The organism is Pseudomonas sp. MS01C9, assembly GCF_058202755.1.
The window spans coordinates 1848005-1863460 of record NZ_CM177073.1 but is presented as its reverse complement, the minus strand read 5'-3'; the positions used below and the strand labels follow the sequence as shown (position 1 = coordinate 1863460).

Annotated in this window: 11 protein-coding genes; 3 read left to right on the top strand and 8 right to left on the bottom strand. The window is 60.3% G+C overall.

The genetic code is table 11. The features are described from left to right. Window position 1 precedes the first annotated feature (1 nt). The 4 genes from AC1M7R_RS08670 to rpsU form a co-directional block, all read right to left on the bottom strand. Window positions 2–3745, bottom strand: a complete 3744-nt coding sequence (locus AC1M7R_RS08670) for a bifunctional diguanylate cyclase/phosphodiesterase (RefSeq protein ID WP_490610350.1) — start codon at window positions 3743–3745, stop codon at window positions 2–4. A gap of 125 nt (window positions 3746–3870) precedes the next feature. Beyond that, on the bottom strand, window positions 3871–5718 hold the full coding sequence (gene rpoD, locus AC1M7R_RS08665; protein ID WP_072389752.1) for an RNA polymerase sigma factor RpoD: 1848 nt from the start codon (window positions 5716–5718) through the stop codon (window positions 3871–3873). A gap of 67 nt (window positions 5719–5785) precedes the next feature. Next, window positions 5786–7744 carry a DNA primase gene (gene dnaG, locus AC1M7R_RS08660; protein ID WP_076406085.1) on the bottom strand — a complete coding sequence of 653 codons (1959 nt, stop codon included), beginning with the start codon at window positions 7742–7744 and terminating at the stop codon, window positions 5786–5788. Between the two features lie 480 nt (window positions 7745–8224). Continuing rightward, window positions 8225–8440: a 30S ribosomal protein S21 gene (gene rpsU, locus AC1M7R_RS08655; RefSeq protein WP_002551877.1), complete on the bottom strand. Its 216-nt coding sequence runs from the start codon at window positions 8438–8440 to the stop codon at window positions 8225–8227. A 199-nt stretch (window positions 8441–8639) separates the two neighbouring features. On the opposite strand from rpsU, the gene tsaD reads away from it, so the two are divergent. Continuing rightward, window positions 8640–9665 carry a tRNA (adenosine(37)-N6)-threonylcarbamoyltransferase complex transferase subunit TsaD gene (tsaD, locus tag AC1M7R_RS08650; protein WP_072431956.1) on the top strand — a complete coding sequence of 342 codons (1026 nt, stop codon included), beginning with the start codon at window positions 8640–8642 and terminating at the stop codon, window positions 9663–9665. A gap of 8 nt (window positions 9666–9673) precedes the next feature. Here the strand turns inward: tsaD and plsY are convergent, their stop codons facing one another. Then, entirely contained in the window at window positions 9674–10243 is a 570-nt protein-coding gene (gene plsY, locus AC1M7R_RS08645; RefSeq protein WP_072389742.1) for a glycerol-3-phosphate 1-O-acyltransferase PlsY, read from the bottom strand. 74 nt (window positions 10244–10317) lie between these two features. Here plsY and folB point away from each other — a divergent pair, with 74 nt between their 5' ends. Together folB and folK are read left to right on the top strand one after the other, a co-directional pair. Continuing rightward, window positions 10318–10671: a dihydroneopterin aldolase gene (gene folB, locus AC1M7R_RS08640; protein ID WP_072389739.1), complete on the top strand. Its 354-nt coding sequence runs from the start codon at window positions 10318–10320 to the stop codon at window positions 10669–10671. Beyond that, window positions 10662–11180 (top strand): 2-amino-4-hydroxy-6-hydroxymethyldihydropteridine diphosphokinase, encoded by a 519-nt coding sequence (folK, locus tag AC1M7R_RS08635; RefSeq protein WP_072389736.1) that lies wholly within the window; start codon window positions 10662–10664, stop codon window positions 11178–11180. Before folB ends, folK begins: the two co-directional genes overlap by 10 nt. A 148-nt stretch (window positions 11181–11328) precedes the next feature. On the opposite strand, the gene AC1M7R_RS08630 is transcribed toward folK, so the two are convergent. From AC1M7R_RS08630 to AC1M7R_RS08620, 3 genes are all read right to left on the bottom strand, one after another. After that, window positions 11329–12555, bottom strand: a complete 1227-nt coding sequence (locus AC1M7R_RS08630; protein WP_072431957.1) for a multifunctional CCA addition/repair protein — start codon at window positions 12553–12555, stop codon at window positions 11329–11331. Between the two features lie 64 nt (window positions 12556–12619). Further along, window positions 12620–14185 (bottom strand): SpoVR family protein, encoded by a 1566-nt coding sequence (locus tag AC1M7R_RS08625; protein WP_072389728.1) that lies wholly within the window; start codon window positions 14183–14185, stop codon window positions 12620–12622. Continuing rightward, a complete protein-coding gene (locus tag AC1M7R_RS08620) occupies window positions 14182–15453 on the bottom strand; it encodes a YeaH/YhbH family protein (protein ID WP_072389725.1) in 1272 nt (423 codons plus the stop codon). The genes AC1M7R_RS08625 and AC1M7R_RS08620 overlap by 4 nt, the downstream gene beginning before the upstream one ends. Window positions 15454–15456: the final 3 nt, after the last annotated feature.

The following is a 15456-nucleotide window of genomic DNA, read 5'->3' as shown; positions in this document are numbered from 1 at the left end:
ATTATAGCGACGGTTTCTCGGCTGTGCTATCCGAAAAATCCGATACGGTCATACGTAGAAACGTCGCGGCGAACTCTTCGGCGCAGAGGGGGAGGCTGATGATGTAGCCCTGGATCTGCTCACAGCCTTCTTCGGCCAGGAATTGCTGCTGGGCCAGGGTTTCGACGCCTTCGGCGATGATGGAGAACTGCATGCTGCGGCCCAGGGCAATGATTGCTCGTACGATGGCCACATCGTGGGGGTCGTCGGGCAGGCCGCGGACGAAGGACTGGTCGATCTTGAGGATGTCCAATGGCAGGCGCTTGAGGTAGCTCAGGGAGGAATAGCCCGTGCCGAAGTCATCGATGGCCAGTTGAACGCCAAGCTTCTTCAGCTGGTGCAGGACCGTCAGGGCTTCTTCGGCCTGGCTCATGATGAAGTTTTCGGTAATTTCCAGTTGCAACAGGCCGGGCTTGAGATGGTGCTCCCGCAGCAATTGCTCGATGCGTCCCAGCAGGTTGGGTTGGCGCAGCTGGGCCCCGGCGAGGTTCACCGAAAGCGGGCCGAAGCTCTCGCAGGAGCGGTTCCATTCACACAGCTGCCGGCAGGCGTGTTCCAGCACCCAATCGCCGATTTGCAGGATCATCCCGTTCTCCTCCGCCAGGGGAATGAAGTGCTCTGGAGGCACATCGCCGAATGTGGGGTGAGTCCAACGAATCAATGCCTCGGCACCTACCAGTCGGTTGTCGGCGAGGCTGATCTTGGGCTGGAAGGACAACGACAACTCGCTGCGCTCGATGGCCCGCCGCAGCTCGTGTTCCAGGGCCACGCGTTCGCTGGCCTGGGCGGTGAGGTCGCGGGTATAGCTTTCCACCCGGTTGCGACCCTTGGCCTTGGAGCGATACATGGCCGCATCGGCGTTCTTGACCAGCGTGGCGACATCGCAACCGTCCTGGGGATAAAGGCTGGTGCCGATGCTGGCGCTGATGAAAAATTCGTGCTCGCCGGCCTGGAACGGCGCGGCGAAACAGTTCAGCAGCTTCATGGCGATGTGTTCGGCGTCGCTGGGTTGCTGCAGCCCCGGGAGCAGGATGATGAACTCGTCGCCGCCCAGCCGCGCCACGGTGTCGATGTCCCGCAACTGCTCGCGCAGGCGTACGGCAATGCCCTTGAGCAGCAGGTCGCCGACCGGATGCCCGAGGCTGTCGTTGATGTGCTTGAAGCGGTCCAGGTCCAGAAACAGCACCGCGCCCTGACCGCCATTTTCCTGCTGGCTGTTCAAGGCCGTGAGCAAACGGCTTTCGAACAGCGTGCGATTCGGCAGCCCGGTGAGAGGGTCGTGGTGGGCCTGGTAGTCGAGTTTGGCCTGGGCATGCTTGAGGCTGGAGATGTCAGCGAATACCGCCACGAAATGGGTGATTTGCTGATCACGATTGCGTACTGCGCTGATGGTGAGCCAACTGGGGTACAACTCGCCGTTCTTGCGCCGGTTGGAAATCTCTCCCTGCCAATGCCCTTCCGCCGTCAGTTGATGCCACATGGCGGCGTAGAACGCGCTGTCGTGCAGGCCAGAAGCCAATAAGCGCGGCGTATGGCCCAGGGCCTCGGTTTCGCTATAGCCCGTGATCTCGGTGAAGGCGCGGTTCACGGCGCTGATGTGTTGCTGTGTATCGGTGATCAACACGCCTTCTGCCGTGCTTTCGAACACCGTGGCGGCCTGCTGCAGTTTTTCCTGCATCAGGTGGCGTTCGGTGATGTCCCGAGCGATGGTCAGCATGCAGTCCTCGTTGCCGATCGGCAGTGGACGGCTGGACACCTCACACAGTCTTATCTGCCCGTCGTTGCGACGAATATGGCAACTGAAATCCCTCACGAAACCATCCCGCTGCAGCAGGTCGAGCATCTGCTTGCGTTCGTTGAGGTTGACCCAGATACCCAGGTCCAGGGTCGAGCGGTCCACCGATAGCGCGCTGTTGAAGCCAGTGATACGACTGAAACCTTCATTGACCTCAATCAGCAGGCCGTCGCTCTGGCGGGACAGCAACAGGCCGTCGGGTGAGGCATGGAAGGCCTTGGCGAATTTCTCCTCGGAAATCTGCAGTTGTTGCTGGGTTTGCTTGAGCTGGCTGATGTCACGCACCACCACGACCAGGGCCGGCGTCGTGTCGAGATCGAAGGGTTCGGCGGAGATCAGGCCGGTGAATACCTGGCCGTTGCTGCGGCGAAAGGGCATCTCCAGGTTACGGATGCTGCCGGCCTGCAAACGCTGCAGCAGGCCCGGGCCGACGCCATGGATGCCCCAGATATTCAGTTCGGTCGCGGTCTGGCCTACGACATCTTCGGCACCCAGGCCGATCTGTTCCTCGAAGGCCTTGTTGACCTCCAGCAGGCATCCATCCATCAGGCGCGCGATCACCAGGATGTCCGGGCACTGCCTGAATACCGACGCGAATTTCTGTTCCGAGAATCGCAGCGCCTCCTCGGTGCGCTTGGCTTCACTGATGTCGATCATCAGCCCGCGCATCACCGGTTCGTGGCCGTGCTGGATCAAGCTGACAATATCCCGAACCCACAGGCAGCGGCCATCGGCGGTGATCACTCGGTAATCGATGCAATGGTCGCGGCCGGCGAGTACCTCCTGGTCGCAATAAGTCTGGGCGCGGATCAGGTCGGCGGGATGAATGATGTTGCGCCAGAACCCCGGGATCAACCAATGGGCCAAGGGATAGCCGAGCAGGTCTTCGGCGTGGGGCGACACGTAGCTGTAGGTGAAGTCGCTGACCCTGGCTTCCCAGGCTATCGCCGAAAGGCTCTCCACCAGGCCGCGGTAGTGGTATTCGCTACTGCGCAGCTCCTGTTCCAGTTCGACTCGGCGGGCGATCTCCGAGCTGAGGCGACGGTTGATGCGGATCACCACGGCGAGAATGCCGACCAGGATCAGCACCCCGGGCAAGCCGTAGAACAGCAGGTCCGACCAGAGCTGTCGATAATCGCGTACGTTGCCGATCCACTTTTCCTGGATTTCACTGACTTCGGCCGGGCTCATGTCCGCGATGACCTTGTCCAGGATGCTGACCAGTATCTTGTTGTCACGCGGAACGGCCATCGCCAATTGATAGCGATAAGGGGTCTCGCCGCTGACATATAGCCCTTCCAGCTTGAGCTGGCGCAGGCTCCAGACACTGGACGCCAGGTCGCCCACCACAGCATCCACCTGGTCGGTTGCCAGGGCCTGCAGGGCTGAGCTGACATTAGGCAGCGCCACCAGGTTCAGGTCGGGATGATGGTTGCGTAGCAGTTCGTGAGGGGCATAGTTTTCCACGACGGCGATTTTCAACCCATACAGATCCTGGAGATCATGAGGCTGGGCTCCGCCGCGGTGGGACAGGATCACTATCGGGAAGTCGAGGTAAGGCCGCGTGAAAGCCAGGTAATTCTGGCGCTCCGGGGTGGACATGATGCCCGGTAGCAGGTCGATCTTGCCCTGTGCCACCTGTTCCAGCACGGCGGTCCAGCTGGCTGGCTCGATGGGCGTGAGCGTGACGGCGAGCCGCTCCCGGATGACGTCGACGTAATCAGCGGCCAGTCCTTGATAGCGGCCTTGGTCGTCGCGAAACTCGAACGGTGGCCATGACGCATCCACGCCCAGGCGCAGGTTGGGATGGTCCTTGAGCCAGCGCAGCTCTTCGTCGGTGAGCGTCAACGCGCCAGCCGTTGCGGTCCAGGTCAACAATGACAGCAAGAGCATGGCCGTCAGTCTGGGCATCACGGTCTCGTCATGATTTTGGGGAGGATGTTTCGAGTGTAGACGGGCAACAGGGTAGGGGGCGTAACGGAGGGGATTTTATCTGCACATGAAAAAAACCCCGGCAGGGCCGGGGTTTTCCAGGGTCACTCGTCGAGGAAGGAGCGCAGGTGCTCGCTTCGCGTCGGGTGGCGCAACTTGCGCAACGCCTTGGCTTCGATCTGGCGAATCCGCTCACGGGTCACGTCGAACTGCTTACCGACCTCCTCAAGGGTGTGGTCGGTATTCATGTCGATCCCGAAGCGCATGCGCAGTACCTTGGCTTCCCGGGCGGTGAGGCCGGAGAGTACTTCGCGAGTCGCTTCCTTGAGGCTCTCGACGGTGGCGACATCGATCGGAGACTGCATGGTGGAGTCTTCGATGAAATCACCCAGATGGGAGTCTTCGTCGTCACCGATCGGCGTTTCCATGGAGATCGGCTCTTTGGCGATCTTCAGTACCTTGCGGATCTTGTCCTCAGGCATTTCCATGCGTTCGCCCAGCTCTTCCGGGGTCGGTTCGCGACCCATTTCCTGCAACATCTGCCGGGAAATGCGGTTGAGCTTGTTGATCGTCTCGATCATGTGCACCGGGATACGGATGGTGCGGGCCTGGTCGGCGATCGAGCGGGTGATCGCCTGACGGATCCACCAGGTGGCATAGGTCGAGAACTTGTAGCCGCGACGGTATTCGAACTTGTCCACCGCCTTCATCAGGCCGATGTTGCCTTCCTGGATCAGGTCGAGGAATTGCAGGCCGCGGTTGGTGTACTTCTTGGCGATGGAAATCACCAGACGAAGGTTCGCTTCGACCATCTCTTTCTTCGCGCGGCGGGCCTTGGCCTCACCGATCGACATGCGACGGTTGATGTCCTTGATCTCGGCGATGCTCAGGCCGGTTTCGGCCTCCAGCGCGCTCAATTTCTGCTGGCAACGGATAATGTCCGGTTGCAGGCGGGCAATGGCTTCAGCGTATTTGGTCTTGCCTTTGGCCAGGGCATCGGTCCAGCTCTCGTCGACTTCGTGGCCAGGGAACTGACGCAGGAAGTCGGCACGCGGCATGCGGGCATCGCGAACGCACAGCTGCATGATCGCGCGCTCTTGCTGACGCAGGCGATCCAGGGCACTGCGAACACGTTCGACCAGGCCTTCGAATTGCTTGGGCACCAGCTTGATCGGCATGAACAGCTCAGCCAGCGCCAACAGCTCGGCAATCGCCTGCTTGTTGTCACGCCCGTGCTTTTTCAGCGCCTTGCGAGTGATTTCCATCTGCTCGGCCACGGCGCCGAAACGCTGTGCGGCGATGACCGGATCGGGACCGCTTTCGGCCTCTTCCTCGTCTTCGCTGGCTTCGGCGTCCTCGTCATCACTGTCGTCGTCGGCCTTGTCGACTTTCGCGTCCAGGGGGGGCGGTACTTCGGCGGCGGGCGGCGTGGTGCCGTCATCCGGGTCGATATAGCCGCTCAGGACGTCGGACAGTCGACCACCTTCGGTGGTGACGCGGGTGTACTCGGAGAGAATATGGTCAACCGTGCCAGGGAAGTGCGCGATTGCGCCCATCACTTCGCGGATGCCTTCTTCAATACGCTTGGCGATTTCGATCTCGCCCTCGCGTGTGAGGAGTTCTACCGTACCCATTTCACGCATGTACATGCGCACGGGGTCGGTGGTGCGACCAATGTCGGTCTCGACCGCCGCCAACGCTGCTGCCGCTTCTTCCGCGGCCGCCTCGTCGGTATCGGCGTCGGCCAGCATAAGGGCATCCTTATCTGGCGCAACCTCGAATACGTTGATCCCCATGTCGTTGATCATGCGGATGATGTCTTCCACCTGTTCCGGATCTGAAATATCCTCCGGCAGGTGGTCGTTGACCTCCGCGTAAGTCAGGTAGCCCTGCTCACGACCCAATAGGATCAACTCTTTGATACGAGACTGCTGTTGCGCTTTTCCGGACATAACACCCTATCCACTGAAGGTCTTGGCGGGCAAAAAACAAGCCGAGGATTATACCTGAGCTGTGACCTCACGCGCCAGTTGAGGTCGGGTTTGATGCGCAAACATTGCGGCTGAGTAAGTCGCGCAATTGGTTTTTCTCTTCGCTGGTCAACTCGCTCTGACGAGCTTTTCGCAGAAGTTGCTCCAGGTTTCGCTCGCGTTGGCGGGCGGACAAGCTAGTAATGGTGTCGAAAAACTGTTGTTCAAGGTTATCTCCATCAATCAGCCATTCCTTTTCGGCCAAGGCCTTCAACAAGCGCCCCTGCTCCGTACCGTGCCACCGTGCGATTAACTGGAAGGAGTTCAACCGGGGGTTCTTCTGCACGGCTTCAAGGAGTGCGACCAGTAATTGCGTGTTGCTGTGGTCCTCGGCGGCGAAGTGCCCCGCATCCTCGACCTTTTCGGCCAGTTGCGGGTGATGCAGCAGGGTGCGCAGGGCGGCCAGCGTCGGAGGTTCGACGGCGGCCGGCACGCGCGGGGCACGTGGCTGGTCGCGATCACCGCGCTTGCCGTTCTTGTCCCAGTGTTTCTTGTCCCATTTCTTGCCACCGCTGCCGGTTTTCTTCGGCGTCCATTCCTGTTGCGGCGCGTAGTCCTGTTGAGGTTGATGATAGTCGGCGAAATCCGGCATCGCGTCGTAATCGATGCCTGGGTCATAAGCCGGTGGCGCCTCCTGTGGGACGCTGTGGGCCATCTGACTGACGGTCTCGCTACTGAGCCCGGTGATTTCGGTAAGCCGCTGGCGCATCAGCGTGCGCAGGTTGGCGCCGGGCACCTTGTCGATCAACGGCGCTGCAAGCGTGACCATGTGGGCCTTGCCTTCGAGGGAGCGCGGATCGGCTTCTTCGGTCAACTGCTGGAAAAAATAATCGGCCAATGGTTGTGCGTGCTGGTTGATCCTGGCGCGGAAGGCGTCGGTCCCTTCGGAACGCACCAGGGTGTCCGGGTCCTCTCCCTCGGGTAGAAACAGAAAGCGCGCCCGGCGGCCATCCTGCAGGCTCGGCAATGTCGCTTCCAGTGCGCGCCAGGCGGCATTGCGGCCGGCCTGGTCGCCGTCGAAGCAGAACAGCACACTGGGCACCACGCGAAAGAGGCGTTTCATGTGCTCTTCGCTGGTGGCTGTTCCCAGGGTCGCCACGGCATTGCGCAGGCCTTGCTGAGCCAGGGCGATAACGTCCATGTAGCCTTCCACGACAATGATCTCGTCGAGGTTGCGATTGTTCTTGCGCGCCTCATACAGGCCATAGAGCTCCTGGCCCTTATGGAATACCGGAGTTTCCGGCGAGTTCAGGTACTTGGGCTTGTCGTCGCCCAGGACACGGCCCCCAAAGGCGATGATTCGTCCCCGAGTATCACGGATCGGAAACATTACCCGATCACGGAAACGGTCGTAGCGCTTGCCGGTCTCGGCATTCTCGATCAGCAGGCCCGCGTCGATCATGGCGCGCTGCTGGAGCGTGTCGCTGCTCAAGTGCTTGTACAGGTTGTCCCAGCCGGGCGGGGCGAAGCCGAGGCCGAAGTCCCGGGCGATTTCGCCAGTCAGGCCGCGGCCCTTGAGGTAATCCACGGCGGCCTTGCGAGCCGGATGGCTTTTGAGGGCCTGGCGGTAGAAGTCGGCCGCGGCGGTCAGCAAGGGGTACAGCGGTGAATCCGTTGGTTGACGCGGCTTGCGCGCTCGACCGCTTTCCTCCCGAGGAATCTCCATGCCAGCGGCTTTGGCCAGTTCTTCGACCGCCTGGGGGAAATCCAGGTTGTCGTGGTCCATGATGAAGCCGAGGGCATTGCCGCCAGCACCGCAGCCGAAGCAATAGTAGAATTGCTTGTCGGGACTGACGCTGAAGGAAGGGGTCTTTTCTTTGTGGAACGGGCAGCAGGCAGTGTAGTTCTTGCCGGCTTTCTTCATCTGCAGGCGAGAGCTGACCACGTCGACAATGTCGGTGCGGTTCAGGAGGTCGTCAATAAAGCTCTGGGGAATCAACCCGGCCATGGCGTTCTCGTCGTCACTGCGTGAAATAAGGCCCCGAAATCGGCAGGCGCAACCGGTTCAAGATCTAGAGGCACTGTTGAAGCGGTGGCTCGACCGGGTCATCTGCGTCATTGCTGTCGGGAAGTGTATCTGCCGATAATCCACTGACGTTAATTACTGTCAGTATTCGACGGTCTGAATAATATTGCGCTGAGTCCGGTAACGGCCGGTCAGGCCTCGGATAGCTCATGGAGCGGGCACGCAAGCAGGTGCCTTGGGCTGATCGTCGTTAGAGGAATCAGGGTGTGCTCGTCAGTAGCCTCGGAAGGCTCGTCAGGAGAGACGTGCACCGCTGGCCAAAAAGCCAGGTCTGACGCGGTAAAGCAGTTGTCTCGGTCGCGTCTGCGGCTTTGACGATGAAACTCAAGCGTTGTTCCGCAAATGCCATAAGCCCGGCTTGAGGGCCGGGCTTGGCAGAAGCTTGCTACGAACGTCTGTGTATCAGTACAGACGTACGGCGCGGCGCTGTTCGCGCTGAACTTTCTTGGCGTGACGCTTAACAGCAGCTGCTGCTTTGCGCTTACGCTCGGAAGTCGGCTTCTCGTAGAATTCGCGGCTACGAACTTCAGCCAGAACACCGGCTTTTTCGCAGGAGCGCTTGAAACGACGCAGAGCTACGTCGAAGGGTTCGTTCTCTTTTACTTTGACGGCTGGCATCCAGAGCTACCTTCATTCATTACCGGGGTCAACATCCTCGCGGCAAAAGAGCACTTGAAGACGTCGGTTTTTAAGGGTTGCGGATGTTAACCCCTCAACGCTCGGAATGCAAAGCCTCTGATCGAAAACCGCTGGTCGGGGCACCACGCGGCGACTATTATGCGCGCCTTCGAATTCAGCCTCCACAAGGCGCAAACCCATGCTAGTACTGGGATTAGAAACTTCCTGCGACGAAACCGGCGTCGCGCTTTACGACAGCGAACGCGGCCTGCTGGCCGATGCGCTGTTCAGCCAGATCGATCTGCATCGTGCCTATGGTGGCGTGGTGCCGGAGCTGGCGTCCCGTGATCATGTCAAGCGCATGCTGCCCTTGATTCGCCAGGTCCTGGCCGAAGCCGACTGCGCCCCAACCGAGATCGACGCCGTGGCCTACACCGCCGGTCCCGGCCTGGTGGGGGCCTTGCTGGTGGGCGCCTCATGCGCCCAGGCACTGGCCTTTGCCTGGGGGGTGCCGGCCCTGGGTGTGCATCATATGGAAGGCCACCTGCTGGCGCCGATGCTGGAGGCGCAGCCGCCGGAGTTTCCGTTCGTCGCTTTGTTGGTCTCCGGCGGTCATACGCAGTTGGTCCGGGTCGACGGCATCGGTCGATACGAGCTGTTGGGCGAATCCCTGGACGACGCGGCCGGTGAGGCTTTCGACAAGACCGCGAAGATGATGGGCCTGAATTATCCTGGCGGCCCTGAAATCGCCCGGCTTGCGGCTCAGGGCGTGGAGGGGCGTTTCGTTTTCCCGCGCCCGATGTGCGACCGACCCGGACTGGATTTCAGTTTCAGCGGCTTGAAGACCTTTGCCTTGAATACCTGGCAACAATGCGTTGGCGCCGGGGACGACAGTGAGCAAGCCCGTTGCGACATCGCGCTGGCGTTCCAGCAGGCCGTGGTGGAGACTTTGACCATCAAGTGCAAGCGCGCCCTGAAGCAGGCCGGGCTCAAGCGCCTGGTGATCGCCGGTGGAGTCAGTGCGAACAAGGCCTTGCGGCTCTCGTTGGAGAAAATGCTCGGCGACATGAAGGGCGACGTTTACTACGCGCGGCCGCAGTTCTGCACCGATAACGGCGCGATGATCGCTTTTGCTGGATGCCAGCGACTGCAGGCCGGCCAGCAGGAAAGTCTTGCGATCAGCGTGCAGGCGCGCTGGCCCATGGAGCAGTTGTCGCCCCTGTGAAGCGTCATTTAAAAATGCCGTTCGCGCCCGGCGAAGAGGTCGCGTAGATTGCCCCGATGGCGCCAGACGATCAGCGCCACGAGCGCTGTCATGGGCAACAGGGCCGCCGGTTCCTGCCAGGCCAGCAGCGGCAGGGTCAATGGTGTGGCGATCAGTGCGGCCAGTGAGCTGGTGCGGGTCAGGTAGAACATCAGTAGCCAGGCCGAAACGGCCAGCAAGGCGGCGGGCGGGTAGAGACCCAGCAACATCCCGGCGGCGGTGGCGACACCCTTGCCGCCGCGAAAGCGGAAGTACAGCGGGAACAGGTGGCCGATGACCGCGCAGACACCGATCCAGGCCTGTTGCTCCAGGGAAAGCCCTGCAAGGCTGGCGATCAGGACCGGTACAAGACCTTTGCAGAGGTCGCCGAGCAGGGTCAGGATGGCAAGCTTGCGTCCGGCCAGGCGCAGCATGTTGGTGGCACCGGCATTGCCTGAACCACTCGTTCGCGGATCGGGGCGACCCGTCAGGCGGCTGAGCAAAATGGCGAAGGACAGCGAGCCGAGCAGGTAGGCGAGGATCGCCAGTAACCAAAACATGCTAACTATTCCGGGCGAGGACGCCCTGATTCTAACGGCGCATTGCGCCCTTGTCGTGCTGCGGAGAAGAGTGCTTGGACAGAGTGTTTATCGAGGGCCTGGAAGTCGACACGGTAATTGGTGCCTACGACTGGGAGCGAGACATCCGACAGTGCCTGCGGCTTGATCTGAGTTTCGCCTGGGATAATCGTCCGGCCGCTGCCGGCGATGACCTGAGCCTGGCACTCGATTACGCCAGCGTATCGTCACGCATCCAGGCATTTGCCGGACAGGCCCGGTTCCAGCTGGTCGAGACGTTTGCCGAACGCTTGGCCCAGGAGCTGATGGACGAGTTCAAGATTACCTGGCTGCGTCTGAAGGTCACCAAGCCTGGTGCCGTCCCGGCGGCCAGCGGCGTTGGCGTGGAGATCGAGCGCGGATGTCGCTGACACAGGTTTTTCTCGGGCTCGGCAGCAATATCGAGCGTGAAGCCCATTTGCGAGCCGGGCTTGAAGCCCTTGCGGGCTTCCTGGTGGACATTCGCTGTTCGGCAGTGTTCGAAAGCCAGCCAGTGGGCATCAAGAGCGGGCCATTCTTCAATTTTGTCGTGTCGGCCTTCACGGATCTGCCGCTGATGGAGCTGGATCGTCGTCTCAAGTTCATCGAGGCGGACAATGGTCGTTATGCGCCGGATCGCAAGGGGCTGCCGCTGGATATCGACGTGTTGTTGTATGGCGAGCAGGTGGGCAACTTCGACGGGCTGATCCTGCCGCGCGCGGAAATCCTCAAGAACGCCTTCGTCTTGTGGCCTTTATCGCTGATGGCGCCGGATCGGATACATCCGGGCGTAGGCAAGAGCTTCGCCGCTCTGTGGGAGGAAGCCCAGATCGATCAGGTACTGGCACCGGTGGCTTTCGAATGGCGAGGCCAGCAGCTTACGCCGTCGACCATGCTGTGAAGCGAACGTCGTTATCGTCCGCACGCTCCCACATCGATCTTCTCGGATGATATCGGTCAGGTGTTCAAGCGAGATCCACCGTGGGGAGCGCGCCTGATTGCGATAGATGGCTTATGCAGGGCCAATCCAACTTGCCATCACGCTTCCTTCAGCTCGCCGCTTCCTTGTAGGCTTTCAATGCCTTGAGACGCTCGCGCTTGATCGCCTCACCCAGCTCCGGCCCCTTGAAGCCTTTTTCCAGCAATGGTTGCACCGCCACTCCACGGGCAGCGGCTGCTGCGCCCCGCAGGTAATCCGCCTGTGGATAACTTCTGTCTTCCAGCCCTTTGCGCCCCCGCGCATCCATTTCACAGGCGGCAATGAATTCCTCGAAGCGTTGTGGTCGGCGGTAAACGTCGAAACTCTGCAACAGCTCGAGCAAGGTGGACGCTTTCAATTCAAGCGCGCGATGGCCATGGGTATGGTATTGCCCAACCAGCAGCGCCAGTTCCTGGCAATCGCGTGGCGCCTTGAAGCGCTCGTTGAGCGCTTTGATCGGCTTCAGCCCCTTGTGTTCATGGGCGATGTGTCTTGGCCATTCGTGTTCGGGCGTAAGTCCTTTTCCCAGGTCGTGTAACAGGCATGCCCAGCGGACCGTCAGTGGTTGTCGGTGCCGGGCGGCCTGCTCCAGCACGCTCAACGTGTGCGCGCCGGTATCGATTTCCGGATGATGGGCCTCAGGCTGCGGTACGCCAAACAGCGCGTCCACCTCGGGCATCAGGACCCTGAGGGCCGTGCAGTCGCGCAACACCTGGATGAATACCTGAGGCTGATGTTCCATGAGCGCGCGGGAAATCTCCTTCCAACTACGCTCGGCCGTCAATGCCTCCAACTCTCCGGATTCGCTTAGCTGGCGCATCAGTTCGAGAGTTTCGTCCGCCACTTTGAAGCCCAGCGGGGCATAGCGTGCGGCAAAGCGGGCCACTCGCAGGACTCGGAGAGGGTCCTCGGCGAATGCGGGGGAAACGTGACGGAGCACCCGAGCTTCGAGGTCGCGCTGGCCGTGGTAGGGGTCGAACACATGGCCGTTATCGTCCTCGGCCATGGCGTTGATAGTCAGGTCCCGGCGAATCAGGTCTTGCTCGAGCGTCACGTCCGGGCTGGCGTGGAACACGAAGCCGCCATAGCCGCGGCCGTTTTTGCGTTCGGTGCGGGCGAGGGCGTATTCCTCTCCCGTTTTCGGGTCCAGGAAGACTGGGAAGTCAGCTCCCACGGGACGAAATCCCTTGGCGAGCATTTCCTCGGCGGTGGCTCCCACCACGACCCGGTCGATGTCCGTGACGGGAATGCCCAGCAAGCGATCGCGCACCGCGCCGCCGACTTTATAGATCTGCATAAAAAACCTCCGTTGACCCGACAGGATAACCCTTGCGCCCGGTCTTCGGAGGTGGAAAACGAAATCAAAGATGAATGACAGCCAGGTCCAGGCGGCCGTAGTCCCCCTCGGTTTGCTCGCTCCTGGGTGGTACGTGGTGGGTTTTCATTACCTGGTCACCCTGCAGGGTTTCCAGGTGGATGTCGAAGCCCCATAGGCGATGCAGGTGCTTGAGCACTTCATCGGTCGAATCGCCCAGCGGTTTACGGTTGTGTGCCTGATGGCGCAGGGTCAGCGAGCGGTCTCCTCGACGGTCGATGCTGTAGATCTGCACGTTGGGTTCGCGATTACCCAGGTTGTACTGCGCAGCCAGGGTCTCACGGATGATCCGATAGCCACTTTCATCGTGGATGGCGGGCACCACCAGGTCATCCTTCTGATCATCATCGAGGATGCTGAACAGCTTCATGTCGCGGATCACCTTGGGCGAGAGGTATTGCAGGATGAAGCTCTCGTCCTTGAAGCTGCTCATGGCGAACTTCAGGGTGGACAGCCAGTCCGAACCGGCAATTTCAGGGAACCAGCGACGGTCCTCTTCGGTGGGGTTCTCGCACATGCGGCGGATATCGCGGTACATGGCAAAGCCCAATGCGTAAGGGTTGATGCCGCTGTAGTAGGGGCTGTCGAAACCAGGCTGGAACACCACGCTCGTATGAGAAGTCAGGAACTCCATCATGAAGCCGTCGGTAACCAGCCCTTCGTCGTACAGGTCGTTCATCAGGGTGTAGTGCCAGAACGTGGCCCAGCCTTCGTTCATGACCTGCGTCTGGCGCTGTGGATAGAAATACTGGGCAATCTTGCGCACGATGCGCACGATTTCCCGTTGCCACGGTTCCAGCAGCGGTGCGTGCTTTTCGATGAAGTAGAGAATGTTTTCCTGGGGTTCGGCCGGGAAGCGTGCGTTGTCCTTCTCGTTGTACTTGTCGGCGCCCTTGGGAATGGTCCGCCACAGGTCGTTGATCTGCTTCTGCAGGTGTTCTTCGCGGTCCTTCTGGCGCCGCCGTTCTTCTTCGGCAGAGATCGGATATGGCCTTTTGTAGCGGTCCACCCCGTAGTTCATCAAGGCATGGCAGGAGTCCAGGAGATCCTCCACCGCGTCGATGCCATGGCGTTCCTCGCATTGCATGATGTACTGCTTGGCGAACACCAGGTAATCGATGATCGAGCTGGCATCGGTCCACGTGCGGAACAGGTAATTGCCCTTGAAGAAGCTGTTATGGCCATAGCAGGCGTGTGCCACCACCAGTGCCTGCATGCAGATGGTGTTTTCTTCCATCAGGTAGGCGATGCATGGATCGGAGTTGATCACGATCTCGTAGGCCAGCCCCATCTGGCCACGAGTGTAGGATTTCTCGGTGCTCAGAAAATGCTTGCCGTAGGACCAGTGGTGATAACCCAGCGGCATGCCGACTGACGCGTAGGCGTCCATCATCTGTTCGGCGGTGATCACCTCGATCTGGTTGGGGTAGGTGTCGAGGGCATAACGATCCGCGATACGGCTGATTTCGCGGTCGTAGGCCTGGATCAGCTCGAACGTCCATTCGGAGCCGGTGGAGATGGGCTGGCGCTTCTGCTCTTTTTTGGCGGTCATGTCACTAACCTGCGCTGGAAGAGTTCACGGAAGACCGGGTAGATATCCCCGGCCGAGACCAATTGCTGTTGGGCAAATGTGTCGGAAAAGGCTTCGGCGATGCGTTCGTATTCGTACCACAGGGCCTGGTGTTCCCGCGGGGTGATCTCCACATAGGTGTAGTATTGGACGAACGGCATGATCTGGTTGATCAGGATGTCGCGGCAGATCGGCGAGTCGTCGTTCCAGTTGTCACCGTCGGACGCCTGGGCTGCGTAGATGTTCCATTCATTGGCCGGGTAGCGTTCGGCCATGATCTCCTGCATCAGCTTCAGGGCGCTGGAGACGATGGTGCCGCCGGTCTCCCTGGAATAGAAGAACTCCTCTTCATCCACTTCCCTGGCGCTGGTGTGGTGGCGGATGAACACTACATCGATCTTGTCGTAGTTCCGTTTGAGAAACAGGTACAGGAGGATGAAGAAGCGCTTGGCGATGTCCTTGGTGGCCTGGGTCATGGAGCCGGAGACGTCCATCAGGCAGAACATCACTGCCTTCGAGCTGGGATTGGGCTGCTTGACCAAGAGGTTGTATTTCAGGTCAAAGGTGTCGAGGAACGGTACGCGGTGAATGCGCGCGCTGAGTTTCTCGATTTCCGCCTCCAGTTCTTGAATATCGCCGAAGTTGTCGGGTTCTTCGCGTTTCAAGCGGGCCAGTTCTTCCTTCACCTCCCGCAGTTTCGTCCTGCTGCTGCCGGACAGCGCGATGCGCCGGGCGTGGGCCGAACGCAGGGTGCGGATGATGTTGATCCGCGATGGATTGCCCTCGTTGCTGATACCGGCGCGCACGGTCTTGAAGGTGTCCGTGCCGGTCAGGTTGCGTTTGACCAGATTCGGCAGCTCCAGGTCCTCGAACATGAATTCGAGGAATTCTTCCTGAGTGATCTGGAAGACGAACTCGTCCATGCCTTCGCCCGAGTTTCCGGCCTTGCCGGGGCCTCGGCCGCCGCCTCCACCCGGTGGACGGGGGATATGCTCGCCGCTGGTAAATTCCTTGTTGCCAGGGTGCACGACAGTCTGCTTGCCGCCGCGCCCATGATGAAGCACCGGCTCGTCGATATCGCGGCCGGGAATGCTGATCTGTTCACCGTGCTCCATGTCGGTAATGGAGCGGCGGCTGACCGCCTCTTCGACGGCCTTCTTGATATGGTCACGGTAACGTCGCAGAAACCGCTGGCGGTTCACCGTGCTCTTGTTCTTGCCATTGAGGCGTCGGTCGATCACGTAGCTCATGAG